The following is a 17141-nucleotide window of genomic DNA, read 5'->3' as shown; positions in this document are numbered from 1 at the left end:
GAACGAACGCCCGGAGGGACGTGACGATGTTGGCCTGCCGACAAGGAGGAGAGCCGGATGGCGCGGATTGGTGAGAGCGGGGACCTCTTCAAGTGTTCCTTCTGCGGAAAGAGCCAGAAGCAGGTCAAGAAGCTCATCGCTGGCCCCGGGGTCTACATCTGTGATGAGTGCATCGATCTGTGCAACGAGATCATCGAGGAGGAGTTCTCCTCCTCTGAAGAGGTCGGTGGCCTCGACGAGTTGCCCCGTCCTCGTGAACTGTGTGAGTTCCTTGATGCGTGGGTGATTGGGCAGGAGGAGGCCAAGCGCACCCTCTCGGTGGCTGTCTACAACCATTACAAGCGAATTCAGTCCGAGGTCGACGTGCCGCACGCCCGCCGCGCCGAGGACGATGGGGTGGAGCTCGGCAAGTCGAATATCCTCATGCTCGGGCCGACGGGTTGCGGCAAGACCTATCTCGCCCAGACGATGGCTCGTCAGCTCAACGTTCCCTTCGCGATGGCTGATGCCACGGCTCTGACCGAGGCCGGCTACGTCGGTGAGGACGTCGAGAACATCCTGCTCAAACTGCTCCAGGCCGCTGACTTCGACGTCAAGCGTGCCGAGCGGGGAATCATCTACATCGACGAGATCGACAAGGTGGCTCGCAAGTCGGAGAATCCGTCGATCACTCGTGACGTCTCTGGTGAGGGAGTCCAGCAGGCTCTGCTGAAGATCCTCGAGGGGACGGTCGCCTCGGTGCCGCCCCAGGGCGGACGCAAGCATCCCCAGCAGGACTTCATCCAGATCGACACCACCAACATCCTCTTCATCGTGGGCGGCGCCTTCGCTGGTCTGGAAGACATCATCACGAAGCGGATCGGTACTCGTCCGCTCGGGTTCAACAACGATCCAGGAGTTCGCGACGCCATCGAAGGACCGGCGGCCTTGAGCCTGGCCCGCCCGGAGGACCTTCACGAGTTCGGGCTCATCCCGGAGTTCATCGGTCGTCTGCCCATGGTCACGGCCGTTCATCCGCTGGATCGCCACGCCTTGGTGCGTATCCTCACTGAACCGCGCAACGCCCTGACCCGTCAGTTCGAGAAGCTCTTCGAACTCGATGGCGTCGAGTTGACCTTCACTGACAGAGCCCTAGAAGCCATAGCCGACAAGGCCGTGGCCCGGGGGACCGGTGCTCGCGGTCTGCGAGCCATCATCGAGGAGACCCTCATGGACGTCATGTTCGACGTACCCTCCCGTGATGACGTCGCCCGTGTTGTCGTGACCCGCGAAGCCATCGAGGGGGAGGGGAAGTGCCAGTACCTGTCCTCACCGAGCTTGGCGCACGGGCGAGGACGGTTGTCGGCCTGACCTCAGTGCTCGTCGAGAACTTCGGCAAGCAGCTTGTCAGCCCGTTTCTGCAGGTTCGAGACGGACTTGCGGCGTTCCTTGCCGCGTTGCACCTTGACCAGCGGAATGCGGGATGCGATGTCGTTGGCCTCGTCGCGCCATTCCTGGGCCTTGGAGCTGGGCGAGCGGTCGGCATACTCCAGCACGCGATCCACGGTGAGCTGAACCCGTCCCAGCGCTGTCTTCGAGGTCGCCGACTTACGGGCCTTGTCGTAGCCTGATTTCGCCCATGCCTCGGCACGGCCGTCCGTGTTGATGGAATCCCACAGATCCTTGGCCAGCGGTGTTCCGGCGGCTATGGCCGTCTTGACGAGCTTCGACTTCGCGGACTTTCGCGTACCTGCCATGGGGTTACTCCTCCTGTTGCTCTCCTGACAAGACGGTACCCTGACGCCTATGGCAACCGGATATCTGCGATACCCCGATGTCCACGGTGACCTCGTGGTTTTCACTGCTGACAACGACTTGTGGTTGGTCCCCGTCCTTGGAGGACGGGCAAGTCGGCTCACCAGCGATCACGTCATGGTCCGTAATCCTCGTTTCAGTCCGAACGGCACGAAGATTGCATGGACCTCTTACCTGGGTCAGCGACCCGAAGTCTTCGTCATCGACCTGGCCACGGGCGACCAGCGCCGGCTGACCTGGCTGGGAGCTGCTCGCAACCTCGTGGTGGGATGGCAGGACGACGAGCACGTGGTGTTCTCGTCTCCGCATCAGACCAATGACGTCGGTCTGTCCTGGCTGTACACGGTCTCCCTGGACGGCCACGTCGAGCGTCTTGGATACGGGCCAGGAATGGACCTGGCCGTGAACGCGGACGGTGCTGTCGCCGTCGTCACCCCGAACTCTGGAGACTGCTCGCGCTGGAAGCGCTATAGGGGTGGCACGGCCGCCCAGATCTGGCTGCGTCCTGCTGGGGTGGGCAGTTTCCTGCGCGTGCTGCGGGACGGCAACGACGACCACGACGGTCGATACGCCGCCGCGGGACGTTACGGCGTTGGCTGGGTCGACGGTCGACTCCTCTTCAGTTCCGACATGAGTGAAGACGACTGCCCGCGCGCCCAGGCCCAGCTCTGGTCGGTTGACGGTCAGGGCCATGACCTGCGTCAGCACACCCATCACGGCGAGGATCAGGGTTACGTTCGCGACCCTCGTACTGATGGAAGGACGATCGTCTACCACGCTCACGGTGCGCTCTGGGCAATGACTGGCCTCGACGCCGAGCCTCAGCGTCTCGAGATCGATCTTGGTGTCGGAGCACCCCAGCGTGTTCCACTGGACCCCACCGACCGTCTGGAGGCCGTCGTCTCCGACCACGGCGGCGACGGATCCCTGCTGGAGTGGCGGGGAGCTGCCTACTTCCTCACCCACCGCTCCGGCCCGGCTCGAGCCCTTTCGGCAGCAGACGGGGTCAGGATCCGTGAACCGCGCGTTCTTGGCCAGACTGGTCAGGGGGTGTGGGCCAGCGACGTCGAGGGAGAGGACTGCCTCGAGATCGCCAATCTCGACGGCACCGGCGATGTCCATCGCGTGGCGCAGGGACAGATCGGTCGTGTACTGCACATGGCACCAGCCCCCGATGGTACGAAGGTCGCCCTCGTCAGCCATGACGGTCGCATCCTCATCGTCACCATGGCCGACGGCGCCGTCCGCCAGATTGCGAATTCCCCGGAGGGTGAGGCCAGCGGTCTGGTGTGGTCCCCGGACTCGCGCTATCTGGTGTGGCGTTCACCGGTTGCCTCCGGAGAGGCCATGATCGGTCAGATTCGTTGCTGGGACGAACAGGGGATGGGGGAGTCCTTCGCCCTCACTCGCGGTGCCTTCGACGACTCATGCCCGGTCTTCACCGCCGACGGCAAGTACCTCGTCATGCTGTCGGCCCGCACCTTTGACCCGAACTACGACGGCCAGACCTTCGACCTGTCCTTCGGACACACGCAGCGTCCGTGGTTGGTTCCGCTGAGCGCCACCGAGGTGTCCCCCTTCGGTCCGTCCTCCCAGGGATGGCAGATCAGCGAGGTCCAGGACGCCAAGGCCAAGGCCACCGCTGAGGCTGGCAATGACGGCGACAAGACTCCCGAGGTCGTCTGCAACCTCACCGCTGATGGCTTCGAGGAGAGGATGGTGCCCTTCCCGGTGCCCTCGGGCTCCTATCGCGGACTGGCAACGGTCAAGGATGGCCTGGTCTGGATCGAGATTGCCGATCGTGGTGGCGAACTCGGAGCTACTCGTGCCGGTGTCAGCGGGGAAGTCCCCAGCGACGTGTTGTGGCACTACAACCTCGTCAACCGTCATCTCGACAAGCTCTGCGAGCACGTCGACTCCTACTCGGTCTCCGGTGACGGGGAGCGTCTGGTGGTGCGTTACAAGGATGACGTCATCGTCGTTCCCTCCTCCCACAAGGTGGACGACGACGACCCGGCGTGCATTCGCGTCGATCTGTCGCGGCTGCGTCGAACCATTGATCCGCGTGCCGAATGGCGTCAGATGTTCGACGAGAATGGCCGCCTGATGGCCAGCCACTACTGGCGTGAGGACATGAACGGCGTCGACTGGGACGGCGTGCTGAATCGGTACCGTCCGCTCGTTGATCTGTGCCATGTCGTCGACGACCTCCACGACATCCTGTGGGAGACCGTCGCGGAGCTCAACACCTCGCACTCCTACGTCTCTGCAGCGGGGGCTTCCGGTGATCCCGACATGCGTGCGGGTCTGCTGGGCGCTGACGTCAGCAGCGAAGGCGATGGGGCCAAGGTCGTCCGCGTCGTTCCCGGTGAGTCCTCGGACCCGCGCGCCTGGTCCCCGTTGCGGGCGGCTGGGGTCGCAGTGGCCGACGGTGACGTCGTCGTCGCGGTGGATGGCCGCAAGGTTGGCGTCGACGGCACCCTTGGCGAGCTCCTGGAGGGATCCGCCGGACGGGTCGTCGAGCTGACGGTGTGCCGGGGCGAGGACCAGCGGCAGGTCGCCGTCGTGCCGATGGCCGACGAGGCCCCGCTGCGCTACCACGACTGGGTGGCGTCTCGTCGCCGCTATGTCGAGGAACACTCGGGCGGACGGCTCGGTTACCTGCACGTGCCGGACATGGTGTCCGACGGCTGGGCCGAGCTGCACCGTCAGATCAACGAGGCGACCAGCCATGAGGGCGTCATCGCCGACGTGAGGTTCAACCACGGTGGCCACACCTCCCAGCTGGTCGTCGAGAGGCTGGCTCGCAAGGTCGTCGGATGGGACTTCAGCCGTTGGTGCGAGAGTCCTACCACTTATCCGCAGAACGCGGTGCGCGGACCGATCGTCATGGTCACCAACCAGTGGGCGGGCTCCGACGGCGACATCGTCTCGGCCGTCACCCAGGCCATGGGGTACGCCACCGTCGTCGGGGAACGCTCCTGGGGAGGTGTCGTCGGGATCGATGGACGATTCGACCTCGTCGACGGCACCTCGGTGACCCAGCCGCGGTACGCCGGGTGGTACGGCGACTACGGGTGGGGCGTGGAGAACCACGGCGTTGACCCTGACATCGAGGCCGTCGTCTCGCCGGAGGATTGGGAGTCCGACCGCGACATCCAGCTCGACGCCGCCATCGACGTCTGCCTGTCCGAGCTGGGGGAGCATCCTGCCGCCACGGCGCCTGCGTTCCCGGCCCCGGTCTTCGGTCAGCCGCGGCAGGACTGACGCGCTCACGGGATCCTTCCGACGTCGGGGTCGTAGGAGCCTGCGGACGAATCACGTCAAGCGCCAATGAGAAGACCGACGGGCGAGGCCCGAAGACACCGCCCGTCGGCTCACCTCGCTCGGTGCGTCTTAGCGTCGGGGCAAATGCACCACTGCGACCGAAGTCAGCAGGACCACCGCAGCCAGGGGCAGGCTGGCGTGGTCACCGGAGGCACCCGTGTGCGGCAGCGTGTCCGGCCTGCCGGCGGGGTGCTGCGGCACCTTCGGACGACCGGACTCGCCCGGGTGTCTCGTGGCCTCGGGGCGATCCCACGTTCCCGGGTGGCTGGGTGATGCCGAGTCACTCGGCGTGGCCGACGTCGGAGCCGTCGTGGGTGCCACTGTCGGAGTCGGGGTCACGGTGGGCACGGGTGTCACGGTCGGGGCCACCGGCCCCGAGCAGCTCGCCGAGAGCCGAATCCCCCCGGCTCCGCCGAACTGCGCCCCGTTCTGCGAGGAGGTCTCCACGAGCTTGACGAACGGACCGGGCATCGGCTTGGTGAACTCGACCACCTGCGGCGTCGTCACGTCGGCGAAGTCACCCGAGGCCACCGGGTCGCCCCACGTCTTGGCGTCGCGGGAGGCGAACACCTGATACCCCTTGGCCCGGCCATTGGCGGCGTTCTGCCGCGCCGTGTATTCCAGCGCGTTGATCTGACAGGTCGTCCCCGTGGTGAGCGAGGCGGTCGGCCGGATGACGATGGAGTGCGGGTAGCTGTCGACGGTCGGGTCCCACTGGGTGTGCCAGTAGGTCGACGGATCGCCGTCGATGGCGGCTGCCGCCGGGCCGTTCGGTGCCGGCTCGGCGTCCCCGGTCTGCTCCGAGCTCGCCTCGACGAGCGTGAGGTCCGACCCACCGATCGGGTCCACGAGCGGGAAGTGCTCAGGGTCGATCGGGATTGACTCGGTGCTTTTCCCGGCCTTGCCAGCCAGGGTCCATGTCGCCTTGACCACGAGATTGCCGGGGTCCGCATTCCGCGGCACCTTGACCGTCCACGATGCGACGGCGTCATGCCCGGTCGAGACGTTCGAGGCTGCCGTGGTCACAGGCGTCACCGTCCATCCCCGCGGGCCAGTGAGGGCCAGACGCACGTCGGTCGCGGAGCCCTGCGACAGGGCCAGCGATCCGGTGACAGTGAGCTCGCGCATCGTCGGATCGGACGACGTCACCGCCTTCGAGGAGACCGAGAGGACCGGCTTCGCACCGAGGTCATCGACCCGGAACCGGTCGATGACCAGGTCACCCTGCACCTTGCTGCCCTGCTTGACGACCCCGAGGAAGGCGTTGTCACCGGCGGTGAACTCGGTGCTGAAGACCTTCGTCCCCGAGCCGGTGGTCCTCCCCGAGTGCCACCCGGCGCCGCGAGCCCGGGTGATCGGCACGGTACGGTCGGTGGTCGCCTTCCACGCCCCGCCGGTGGCCGAGTCGTGTCCGACGACCAGCGAGTAGTCGTCGTCGTAGGCGGTCTGGTAGTCGAAGCTCACCCGATAGGTGTGGCCCTTGGCCAGTGGGACGAGGCTCTGGGTGGTGCGCAGGATGAGTCCGCCATTCTCCTGGTGTGCCATGAGCGACCAGTGGCCGTCCAGGACGTTGTCGAGGTACTTCTGGCCCTGCGTGGCCGTGCGTGCCGAATCGTCGACGAGACCGTACCAACCCGACTGCGAGTACGGGGCGTGTCTTTCGGCGAGCTGGGTGCGAGCGTCGCCGCTCGCATTCGCCGACCCCGTGACGAACGGCCCGTAGCCGTCGTCGATGTGCTCGAAGTCCTCGTAGACGACGGTCGAGGCAGCTGGTGCCGGATCCTTGGGAATCGTGGTGGGGACGACGCGCAGGTCGTCGACAGAGACGATCGCCGAGCCCTCGCCCGCACGCACCGTGAGGGTCGCGGGCGCCCCGTTCGTGGAGAAGCGTACCGGCACCCGCTGGAAGTACGTGCCGACCTTCTCGTCGGAGGCGGTCGCGTTGGGCGCCGTTGAGGCGCCGATCGACGTCACCGCCTCACCCTTGCGCCCGCCCTGGTGACCGGCAGGAGCGATACCAGACCCGGACACCGACACCTCGACGTGACGTGTGGCACCCGGCTGGACCTGTACCCACGCCCAGGCGCTGTACGTCCCGGCAGGCAACGTGAGCTGTTGGGACAGAGAGGACGCCCCGGTGCCGAGCTCAGCCTGGAAGTTGCCCCGGTCAGACTTCGTCACGTGGACCGACCCGCTCGTCCGGTAGGCCTTCGTCGTTCCCGAGAAGAACCCGGGATCGGCGATGTGACTGCCGGCTCCCCAGTTCGGGGTGGCGGCTTCCGGGATGGCCGAGGTCGGGTACAGGACGTACGCCGTGTCCGCCTCGGTGGCCGGTAGGGTGACCTTGCCGTCCGAGACGGGCAGGTCGGCGACCTTGACCCGGCCGGTGTCGGTGAGCTTGAACAGCGTGAGGCTGGACTGCGAGGCCCAGGCCTTCGTCAGCTGCCAGGTGGCGGCCTTGCCCGACGGGTTCCAGTAGTACAGCCGGTTCGAGCCGCCGTCCTTCCACGGCAGCAGATAGGTGCCGTCGTGGTAGACGACCGCCCCGTCAGTCGTGATCGTGCGGTCGGTGGGTATGGTCCGCCCGTCGATGGAATCCAGCGGCGAGGTGGCGACGGTGCCGTCAGCCAGCTTCACCTCGTGGTTGGACCAGCCCACGATGGGCGAGCGCTGCATGAACTTCGTCGGCAGGTTGCGCTGCCAAACATTGGCGATGAAGGCGTTGTAGTCGTTGTGGCCCGTCCAGCCCTCGAACTCGACGACGTTGGTGTTGCCGAGCATGGGGTCGGGATTCCACGTGTCACGGTAGGAGTTCTCGACGAACCGGATGAGCTGGGAGTTGAGGCCCTTGTTGTTGGACCCGCCGTAGTTCTCGTCATTGGCCCAGTGCGACCAGGTGCTCGAGCGGGGCATGGCGTCGGCCCACTCGGAGCCCTGACGCCACCCCTGCTTGGCCACCTCGGCCGCGAACCGGTCACCCTGCCAGCCGCGCGGGTAGTAGACGTCCCAGTACAGCCAGTTGAGGTTGCTGTCGGCCGGGAAGTCCTTGCGCAATTGCGTGAGCCGCTGGAGGACGGCACCGGTGGCCAGGTCCTTGGGGCTGTTCATGTAGTACGCCTGGTTCATCCAGCCCCAGGCTTTCTGCGGGGGCATCTGCAGCAGGTCGGGCCCGAAGGCCTTGGCCTCGGAGTACGACTCGGTGGCGTTGACGTGGATGCCGAAGGTGGCGTTCCACGACTTGCCCTGGTTCACCAGGGTGCGCAGGTCGGTGAGGCCGCCGGCCTTGCCGTTGTAATGGCCGGCGTAGTCGCCCTGGGCCGAGTCGTGCCCCTCGGCCTGGTAGCCCTTGAGCAGGACCTGCTGGCCGAGCCCGTCGGTGGCCAGGGAGATCCGCTTGACGTCGTCGAGGGTTCGCAGGAACGGGTGGGTCGCCTGGGAGACGATGTTGAACGGAATGTGCGCGATGACGTCGTTCGGCACATCGGCGGCCCCGACGATCGGCGCGAGGATGTGCCGGGTGGCGATGGCGCCGTCCTGCCAGTCGACGGTGCCGTCGGCATTGGCGTCGGCGGTGAGCCGGACCTGGATGGTGGGGTCGTCGTCGGGGCCGATCCCGGACCCGTCGTCATGGGTCGTCACCGCACCCGAGCGGTAGGTCCACTGGGCGGGGGAGACGGAGGCCACCGTCGTACCGGAGACATCCTTGACGGTGTGGACGAAGCGTGCGGTCGTGCCACCACCGTGAGGCACGGTGTTGTCGCCGATGGCGTTGGTCTCGAAGCCTGCTGCCAAGGCGGAGCTGTTGGCCGTGACCATCCACGCGCTGCCGGTTCCGGGGCTCGCCTTCGCCACGTCGATGACTTTGTCACCGGAGGTGTCGCGGCTCACCGAGATTCCGGCGGCGAGGATCCGGGACTTCGCGTCGGCGCCGGTGAGGCTCACGAGGTCGAGACCGGGGATGGCGATGCGATGCACGAGCTTGCCGGGGTCGACGATGTCGGTGAGCTTGTACGTGAGGGTGTCCTCGGCGACTGAGACGACCGCTGTGAGGTGGACGCCGCGCAGTCCCGGTACGGTGACCGGATAACTCGCCGAGTGCTTGTCGGCCGAGACAGTGGGTGCGCTGACCTTGACCTTCTGAACCTTTCCGTCGATGGTCATGGACGACAGCGCGCCGCCGTATCGGCCGACGAGGGTCCGACCGGCCAGGGCGTAGTCGATGACCTGGGGGAAGTCGGGTCGTAGACGCACCGACAGGGTGCCGTCACCGATCGACAGTGTCCCCTTGGGCACCTGGGGGGTGAGCGACGCCGCGGGGGTGGTCGGCGTCGCCGAGGAGGTCGAGGCGGTGAAGGCGTTGAACTCGGCGAGGGAGGCGACCTGTTCGGTGGGGGACGTGTCCGCCGAGCCGCTCGCTCCGCCCCAGGATGAGTCGTACTGCACCTTGGCGCAGGTCGCCTTGACCGGGTTGTCGAGGACGATCGACCGCACCTGGGCCTTGTTGGCGACGAGGCCGTCGAACTGGCCGGAGGTCACTGGGGAGGCGGTGCCGAAGGAGTCCTTGGTGCACTGCGGGGTGTTGACGGCGAACAGCTTGTACTCGTGGACGCGCCCCGACCCGTTCGACGATTGTCGCGGCGTGAGGTCGACCCTGGCCAGGTCGACCGCCTTGTCGGCGAGTTTGATGACGAACCAGTGCGGCGTCGGGGCCACTGTGTCCTTCCACTGGGTGTGCCAGTACGTCGAGTCGTCCCCGTCGAGCACGAGTCCGATCGGGCCGTTGACGCCCTCACCGCTGTTCTCGACCGAGTCGGCCGCGACAGCGGTCATTGACGACTGGTCGATCCGCGTGTACTGAGGCGCACCCATGGCCGGAGCCGTCGTGATGGCGACGGCGGCGACCATGCCCACCGAGACCACGCCGGCGCCCAGCGCTCTCCTTCGTCGTGACTGTGACATCAGTGTCCTTCCCTCTGGTGGCGACGAGCGCATCGATGCGAGTCGTCCGAGGACAGTCTATGAACACGTGTACAACACGTGCGCAGAGGGTGAGGAAGTCACTCATGGGAAGTGCTCACGCTGAGAACGCTCACCGGTAATGTGCCTGCTCGAGGGCCGCGTATAGCGCACACCACCGACGTACTCCGGTCACCTGCGTGACCGGAGTACGTCATTGTGCCGGAGGGTTCTTCCGACGACGGCGAGGACCGCAGGAGCCCGCGGACGACGCCAGATCCGTCAGCGTTTGGCCGGTACCTGTCCCAGCTTGGCGTCGAGGGTGATGGCCTCGCCGCCCTCGAGCCAGGTGAACTCCTCCGTCTTCGAGACGTGAGCGAGGTCCGACTCGACCGCCTGCAGATGGGCGATGACCGAAGCCGGAGCGGTGATGGTCGCGTGGAGGATCGGCGTGCGCATGGGCACCTTGTGAGTCGATTTCACGCCTCGCAGTTCGACGAGGGCGGCCGAGACGTCCTCGAGCAACTCCACGTCGCCGACGCTCGGCAGCTCCTCGGCCAGCGGCCACGACGAGGTGTGCACCGAGCCCGTCTTCCACCAGCTCCACACCTCCTCGGTGACGAACGGCAGGAATGGGGCGAAGAGCCGCAGCAGCACGTCCAGGGCCAGCCGCAGGGCTGTCCGGGCGCTGGTGGCCCCGGTCGGGTCGTCGTCCCCTGAGTCGTAGGCTCGCTCCTTGACCAGCTCGAGGTAGTCGTCGCAGAAGGTCCAGAAGAACTGCTCGGAGGCCTCGAGGGCGGCGGTGTAGTTGAACTCCTCGAAGCTGGCGGTGGCCTGTTCCACCAGGGTGCGCAGCTGCGACAGCATCGCCAGGTCGGCTGGGTTCGTCACAGCGGTGACGTCTCCACCCTCACCGAAGCCCAGGACGAACTTCGAGGCGTTGAGGATCTTCATGGCCAGGCGGCGTCCGACCTTCATCTGGGCCTTGTCGAAGGGGGAGTCCATACCGGGCCGGGCCATGGCAGCACGCCAGCGCACGGCGTCGGCACCGAACTCCTCAATGATCTCGGTCGGGACGACGGTGTTGCCCTTCGACTTCGACATCTTCTTGCGGTCGGGGTCGGTGACGAAGCCAGAGATGGCGGCACGCTTCCACGGCAGCACACCGTTCTCCAGATGCGCGCGCACCACACGGGAGAACACCCAGGTACGAATGATGTCGTGAGCCTCGGGCGCGAAGTCCATCGGGAAGGTCTTGGCGAACAGGTCGGCGTCGCGCTCCCAGCCAGTGACGATTTGGGGGGTCAGGGACGAGGTGGCCCAAGTGTCCATGACGTCCGGGTCCCCGATGAAGCCGCCAGCAACGCCACGCTGGGACTCCTCGTAGCCGGCCGGTGCCTGGGAGGCCGGGTCGACTGGCAGGGCCGACTCCTCGGGCAACAGCGGGTGGTCGTAGTCGGGCTCGCCGTCGGCGTCCAGCGGGTACCAGACCGGGAAGGGAACGCCGAAGAAACGCTGACGGCTGATGAGCCAGTCGCCGTTGAGGCCCTCGACCCAGTTCTCGTACCGATGACGCATGTGCTCGGGCACCCACTCGAGTTCCTGGCCACGCTCCAGCAGTGCCTCGCGCAGGTCGGCGTCACGTCCGCCGTTGCGGATGTACCACTGACGGGTACCGATGATCTCCAGCGGCTTGTCGCCCTTCTCGTAGAAGTTCGCCTTGCGCTGGGTGGGCTTGGGCTCACCGTCCATCTCGCCAGACTCCACCAGGGCCTCGACGACGAGCTTGCGGGCGGTGAAGGTGGTCTTGCCGGCAATGGCCTCGTACCTGTCGGCGGAGCCGGCGTCGATGATCCACTGCGGGGTCTCACCGAGGACACGTCCGTCGCGACCAATGATGGTACGAGTCGGCAGCTGCAGCTCGCGCCACCAGGCGACGTCAGTGAGGTCACCGAAGGTACAGCACATGGCGATACCGGCGCCCTTGTCCATCTCGGCGGCGGTGTGAGCCAGGACCGGGACCTCGACCCCGTACAGCGGAGTGGTGACGGTGGTGCCGAAGAGATGCTGGTAGCGCTCGTCGTCCGGATGAGCGACGAGGGCGCAGCAGGCGGCCAGCAACTCCGGACGGGTCGTCTCGATGAAGACGTCACCATGACCGTCGGTGCGGTGGAAGGCGAGCCGATGGTAGGCGCCGGGGTAGTCGCGGGCCTCGAGCTCGGCCTGGGCGACGGCCGTGGAGAAGGTGACGTCCCACAGGGTGGGGGCGTCGTTCATGTACGCCTCGCCGCGCGACAGGTTGCGCAGGAAGGCCAACTGGGCGATCCGCTGGGACTCCGGGGAGATCGTCGTGTAGAGCTGGTTCCAGTCCACTGACAGGCCGACCGAACGCCACAGGTCCTGGAAGGTCTTCTCGTCGACGGCAGTCAGCTCGACGCACAGCTCGACGAAGTTCCGACGGCTGATCGCGACCTGGTGCTTGGGGTCGGGCTTGGCCGGCGGAGTGAAGTCCGGGTCATAGGGGAGCGAGGGATCGCAGCGCACACCGTAGTAGTTCTGTACGCGTCGCTCGGTCGGAAGACCGTTGTCGTCCCAACCCATCGGGTAGAAGACCTTCTTACCGCGCATCCGCTGGTAGCGGGCGACGGTGTCGGTGTGGGTGTAGGAGAAGACGTGCCCCGGGTGCAGGTGTCCCGAGACGGTGGGAGGCGGGGTGTCGATCGAGAACACCTGGTCACGGGAGTCCGCCGAGGTGGCGGCGAAGGCGTAAAGCTGCTGGTCCTCCCAGACCTGACCCCACTTGTCCTCGAGGCCCTCGAGGACCGGCTTGTCAGGTACGACGCCACGCGTCGGAGACGTAGCGGATGAGGGCGCAGAGGTCTGTGAGGTCATGTTCCAAACTCTAATGTTCGACTCGGACAGGTTGCCAGGCGAGCGGCGTTCGCCAACCGCCCGGATTTGGGTTGATCAACAGGCCGCTGGGAGCCAGCGGCCGGTCACAATCAGTGGGCCTTCTTGATGGCCTTGAGGAGTTCGTCGGCAGAGGGGACGGCCTGGAAATCTCCCCAGCCCTCCCACGGCTTGCCGTCAACGAGGAAGGTCGGGGTACCAGCGCTGCCGAACTTCTGTAGCTCCTGAAGACCCTGGTCATTGCCATTCTTGACGAATTGCTCGGTCTGCTTGTTGTCGTAGACCCGCTGGAAGGTCGTCAGATCCTTGCCAGTGATCCCGGCCTCGGAGGCGAATTCCTTGCGCAGCTGCTCATCGGTGTAGCCGGCGCCCTCCTCCTTGGGCTGATGGGAGTAGACGACGTCGTGGTAGGCCTCGTACTTACCGACGACATCGGCCGCAGCCGCCGCCATCGCGGCGCGGGACGAGGAGTCGTTGCGCAGGTTGCGATCCAGGAAGGTCAGGGTGTGGTACTGCAGCTTGAGCTCGCCCTTGGAGGACAGATCATTGAGCGGCTTGCCGAGCAGATCCTCGGCTCCCTTGCAGGCCGGGCACTGGTAGTCCTGGAAGACCGTCACCGTCGGAACGCCGCCCTTCGCCTTGTCCTTGTTCAAGGTGTAGACGCCGTCCTTGGTGGCTGAGGGAGGAGTGATCTGGCCGGTGGTCGGCACGTCGTCGGACTTGTGGTTGAGCCCAAGGACGACAGCGACGACGACGGCCGCCACAATGACGACTCCAGCAATGACGCCGATGATCCGACGACGTTTCTTCGCTGATTCCTGGGCTTCTTGCTGGGCTCGCAGCGCAGCGCGTCTCGAGGTGCTGGCGGTTGACTTCTTGTCAGCCATCGGTTGAAGTCCCCTCATGCAATCAATGATGTGTCGCACATGATGGTAGCCGGTCGGTCAACCACCGCCGTATCCCGCTCGCGTATCAGCTGTTGATCCAGCGGTCCACGCACAGGGCGGTGCGGGGGCGCACGACCAGCCAGACGCCGCACAGCGCAAGGCCGAGATCACGCAGGATGTCCAGGGCATAGGCGCGCTGGGTGTGGGCCCAGCTGCGTTCGACGGGTCCACCGTTTCCGAAGCAACCGCAGTCCAGGGAGATGTGGCGAGCCCACACCGACGAGATACCGATGATGAAGACGACCATGGCCAGGGTCCCGAGCATGCCGGACCACCGCGTCGCAATGCCGAACACGAGCATCAGACCGACGATGATCTCCAGAATTGGCATCGCCCAGCCGACGACCGGGGCGAAGTCCCACGGAACGATCTGGTAGGTGCGTACGGACCAGGTGGTCGAGTCGATGTCGGTCGCCTTGATGATTCCGGCCACCAGGAGGGTGCCACCGAGGATGATCCGGGCCAGAAAGCCCACCCAGTCACGGACCTTGGCGGATCGCGACGACGGCTGAGAGTCCATGGCTGCCATCCTAGTTGGGTTCCCTGGCCGCGATCTGTGGGTCATCCGCCCTGCGGACGGCGAATTGCCGTCGGCGTGGGCGATCAGATGTCCGCATTGGCGCCGAGATCACTTGGCCGCGTCAATGGCCTTGAGGAGCTCGTCGGGAGTGGTGTTGTTGCCGAGCTGCTCCCACCCCTCCCACAGCTTGTCGTTGACCGCGAAGGCTGGGGTTCCAGGAACATCGAGGTCTTGCATCTTGTGAAGGCCCTTGTCATTGGCCTCGTTGACGAATTGTTCGGTTTGACGGGTGTCATAGATGTGCTGGAATCGGGTGAGGTTCGCACCGGTGATTCCGGCCTCGGAGGCGAATTCCTTGCGCAACTGGTCGTCGGTGTAGCCGGTGCCCTCCTCCTTGGGCTGATGGGAGTAGACGACGTCGTGGTAGGCCTCGTACTTACCGACGACGTCAGCTGCGGCGGCTGCTATCGCAGCGCGCTGAGAGTTCTCACCCTCGATTCTCTGGTCGAGAAAGGTCATGGTGTGGTACTGGAGCCTGATCTCTCCCTTGGTGGACAGCTCGTTGAGCTGCTTGCCCAACGCGTCCTCAACAGCCTTGCATTTGGGGCACTGGTAGTCCTGGTAGACCGTCACGGTGGGGGTGCCCTTCTTCACCTTGTCTGGGTTGAGGGTGTACACGCCGGTCTTGGTGGCCGAGGGTGGGGTGATCTGTGTTGACGAGGCGCTGCTGTCGGACTTGTGGTTGATGCCGAGGACGACGGCGAGGATGATGGCTGCCACGACGACGACCCCGACGATGACGGCGATGATCCGTCGACGCTTCTGGGCAGCTGCCTGAGCTTCCTGCTGGGCTCGCAGCGCAGCGCGTCTCGAAGTACTTGTCGGGGTCTTCTTGTTCGTCATCGGTCCGGGGGTCCTCTCACACATGGCCAGCTGACACCCTCGATGGTAGCCACCGCTCCCAGCGGCTGCCGGGATCATCCCCGGGCGGGGCCAGCCAGGTGGGCGTCGGCGTCAGAGCGAGCAGTTGTACCGCGGCAACCCGATCGAGGCGTCGTGGTCGACCATCCAGCTCGTCTCGATCGTGCCGTTGGCCCAGGTGGCCGGCAGGGAGTCATCCCCGGCGAAGACCTTCTCGACGGCGTCTGCCTTCTCCGACCCGCTGACGAGGAACCACACCCGCTTCGACCGATTGATGACCGGCATCGTCACCGAGAGACGGTCCGGCGGGGGCTTCGGAGCATCCGTGACGCCGACAGCCAGTGCGGTCGTCGTGGGATTGAAGGAAGGATGGCCCGGGAAGAGCGATGCGACGTGGCCGTCCGGGCCCATTCCGAGCAGACAGATGTCGAAGACCACGTCGCTGAGTTCCTGGGCGTAGGAGTAGGCGGCCTCGTCGGGATCGGCCTTGCCATCGGCAGCCGGCATGACGTGGGTCTTCGAGGGGTCCAGCCGGATGGCAGCCGACAGCAGAGGCAGGGCCTGCAGGGAGTTGCGGTCGGGGTGGCCGGTGGGGACGAACCGATCGTCACCCCACCACACGTGCAACTGGTCCGGACGGATCTGGGTGCACTCTGGGACGTCACCCATCGCGGCATAGACGGTATTGGCGATCCGTCCCCCAGTCAGACACAGGTCGATGCGTTCCTGGTCGGCCTGCACCTTGACGATGGTCTGGACGAGACGGTGGGCAACGCCTTCAGCCAGTCCCTGGGCGGACCGGTATCGCATGAGTCGTCGGTTCGTCATCATTCATCCCCCTCACTCGTCGACGAGACACGGCCGGCTCCGTCGTGAACCTCAGCCATGACAGCGGTGAAGGCCTCATCGGAATCCAGGCGGCGAAGCTCCTCGCCGATGAGCATCTGGATCTCCCGGCGGTCCAGGGCCACACCACGAGCAGGTTCACCCGGAATCCGGTAGACGGCATACCGACCGCTGCGGCGTCAAATCTCGATGTCGCCGCCGGAGGTCGACATGACGATGGCCGAGATTCCGGGGGCATCCGTGGACACCCTCTCCACCGGAACACCGAGCCGGAGCCCCAACCAGGCTGCCAGCAGCATGGCCGGTGCGTTGTCGGCGGCCGATTCCACCCGGGCAGCCCTGACGGTGGCGGGATGCTGATCCAGAGCAGCGGCAGCCAGCGCCCGCCATCCCGTCGTGCGAGGCCAGCAGAGGTCAGAATCGCCTGGCGACAGATAAGCGGCACGTCGTGCCAGCGTCCTGCAGGGATCCTTGTCAGCGGCCGAATCAGTGATGCGGCGGTCAGCCAGGGCACCGATGGGATCAGCGGCGAGATCGTCGGGACCCGAGAAGGGCCACCAGGCGATGACGGGGGAGTCCGGTAACAACAGCGGAAGGATGACCGAGGCCGGTCGCTTGGCCATGGCTCCGGAGAACCGCAGCACGATGACCTCGCCGGGAGTTCCCTCGCCAGCGTGTACTTCGACGTCGAGCTTGTCCTTGCGGGAACGGGTCGTGACCACCATGAGAAGACGCGACGGGTGCTGACGAGCAGCGTCTCGGGCAGCATCGAAAGCGGCGTCGAAGTCGGAGGAATCACAGACACAGATGAGGGTGTGAACCAATCCGGAACCGGACCCGACGGTGCGACGGGCCTCCACGATGGCGGCGCCGATCTTCGACGCGGTGGTGTCGTTGAGTGTGACGATCATGTCTCCTCC

General features: G+C 65.8%; 9 protein-coding genes and 1 pseudogene. 2 read left to right on the top strand and 8 right to left on the bottom strand.

All coding sequences use genetic code 11. The features are described from left to right. Positions 1-57: 57 nt before the first annotated feature. Positions 58-1350, top strand: coding sequence for an ATP-dependent Clp protease ATP-binding subunit ClpX (clpX, locus tag AC6I1W_RS10845; RefSeq protein ID WP_270236730.1), 1293 nt, complete (start codon positions 58-60; stop codon positions 1348-1350). 2 nt (positions 1351-1352) lie between these two features. Here clpX and AC6I1W_RS10840 read toward each other — a convergent pair whose 3' ends face one another. Beyond that, on the bottom strand, positions 1353-1736 hold the full coding sequence (locus AC6I1W_RS10840) for a hypothetical protein (RefSeq protein WP_004808763.1): 384 nt from the start codon (positions 1734-1736) through the stop codon (positions 1353-1355). A gap of 49 nt (positions 1737-1785) precedes the next feature. Here AC6I1W_RS10840 and AC6I1W_RS10835 point away from each other — a divergent pair, with 49 nt between their 5' ends. After that, positions 1786-5061 (top strand): S41 family peptidase, encoded by a 3276-nt coding sequence (locus AC6I1W_RS10835; protein ID WP_270236728.1) that lies wholly within the window; start codon positions 1786-1788, stop codon positions 5059-5061. 129 nt (positions 5062-5190) lie between these two features. On the opposite strand, the gene AC6I1W_RS10830 is transcribed toward AC6I1W_RS10835, so the two are convergent. The 7 genes and pseudogenes from AC6I1W_RS10830 to AC6I1W_RS10800 form a co-directional block, all read right to left on the bottom strand. Continuing rightward, positions 5191-10080, bottom strand: coding sequence for an endo-alpha-N-acetylgalactosaminidase family protein (locus AC6I1W_RS10830; RefSeq protein ID WP_493536869.1), 4890 nt, complete (start codon positions 10078-10080; stop codon positions 5191-5193). 279 nt (positions 10081-10359) lie between these two features. Continuing rightward, complete coding sequence (gene valS / locus AC6I1W_RS10825; protein ID WP_270236725.1) at positions 10360-12969, bottom strand: valine--tRNA ligase; 2610 nt, start codon at positions 12967-12969, stop codon at positions 10360-10362. Between the two features lie 110 nt (positions 12970-13079). Continuing rightward, on the bottom strand, positions 13080-13874 hold the full coding sequence (locus tag AC6I1W_RS10820) for a DsbA family protein (RefSeq protein WP_270236758.1): 795 nt from the start codon (positions 13872-13874) through the stop codon (positions 13080-13082). A gap of 85 nt (positions 13875-13959) precedes the next feature. After that, positions 13960-14463 carry a DoxX family protein gene (locus AC6I1W_RS10815; protein WP_065673435.1) on the bottom strand — a complete coding sequence of 168 codons (504 nt, stop codon included), beginning with the start codon at positions 14461-14463 and terminating at the stop codon, positions 13960-13962. Between the two features lie 99 nt (positions 14464-14562). Next, positions 14563-15357 carry a DsbA family protein gene (locus AC6I1W_RS10810; protein ID WP_270236724.1) on the bottom strand — a complete coding sequence of 265 codons (795 nt, stop codon included), beginning with the start codon at positions 15355-15357 and terminating at the stop codon, positions 14563-14565. A gap of 111 nt (positions 15358-15468) precedes the next feature. Then, on the bottom strand, positions 15469-16203 hold the full coding sequence (gene pgl / locus AC6I1W_RS10805; protein WP_065673445.1) for a 6-phosphogluconolactonase: 735 nt from the start codon (positions 16201-16203) through the stop codon (positions 15469-15471). Then, positions 16203-17132, bottom strand: a pseudogene (locus AC6I1W_RS10800) (glucose-6-phosphate dehydrogenase assembly protein OpcA). Before AC6I1W_RS10800 ends, pgl begins: the two are co-directional and overlap by 1 nt. Positions 17133-17141: the final 9 nt, after the last annotated feature.

The sequence above is a fragment of the Cutibacterium sp. KB22876 genome (assembly GCF_059728865.1).
The sequence above is the reverse complement of the archived record's forward strand: the minus strand, read 5'-3'. Positions and strand labels throughout refer to the sequence as shown.

Bases quoted from the DNA above. Each gene is read 5' to 3' on its own strand.
- clpX (WP_270236730.1), top strand. From the start codon at position 58: ATGGCGCGGATTGGTGAGAGCGGGGACCTCTTCAAGTGTTCCTTCTGC.
- AC6I1W_RS10840 (WP_004808763.1), bottom strand. From the start codon at position 1,736: ATGGCAGGTACGCGAAAGTCCGCGAAGTCGAAGCTCGTCAAGACGGCC.
- AC6I1W_RS10835 (WP_270236728.1), top strand. From the start codon at position 1,786: ATGGCAACCGGATATCTGCGATACCCCGATGTCCACGGTGACCTCGTG.
- AC6I1W_RS10830 (WP_493536869.1), bottom strand. From the start codon at position 10,080: ATGTCACAGTCACGACGAAGGAGAGCGCTGGGCGCCGGCGTGGTCTCG.
- valS (WP_270236725.1), bottom strand. From the start codon at position 12,969: ATGACCTCACAGACCTCTGCGCCCTCATCCGCTACGTCTCCGACGCGT.
- AC6I1W_RS10820 (WP_270236758.1), bottom strand. From the start codon at position 13,874: ATGGCTGACAAGAAGTCAACCGCCAGCACCTCGAGACGCGCTGCGCTG.
- AC6I1W_RS10815 (WP_065673435.1), bottom strand. From the start codon at position 14,463: ATGGCAGCCATGGACTCTCAGCCGTCGTCGCGATCCGCCAAGGTCCGT.
- AC6I1W_RS10810 (WP_270236724.1), bottom strand. From the start codon at position 15,357: ATGACGAACAAGAAGACCCCGACAAGTACTTCGAGACGCGCTGCGCTG.
- pgl (WP_065673445.1), bottom strand. From the start codon at position 16,203: ATGACGAACCGACGACTCATGCGATACCGGTCCGCCCAGGGACTGGCT.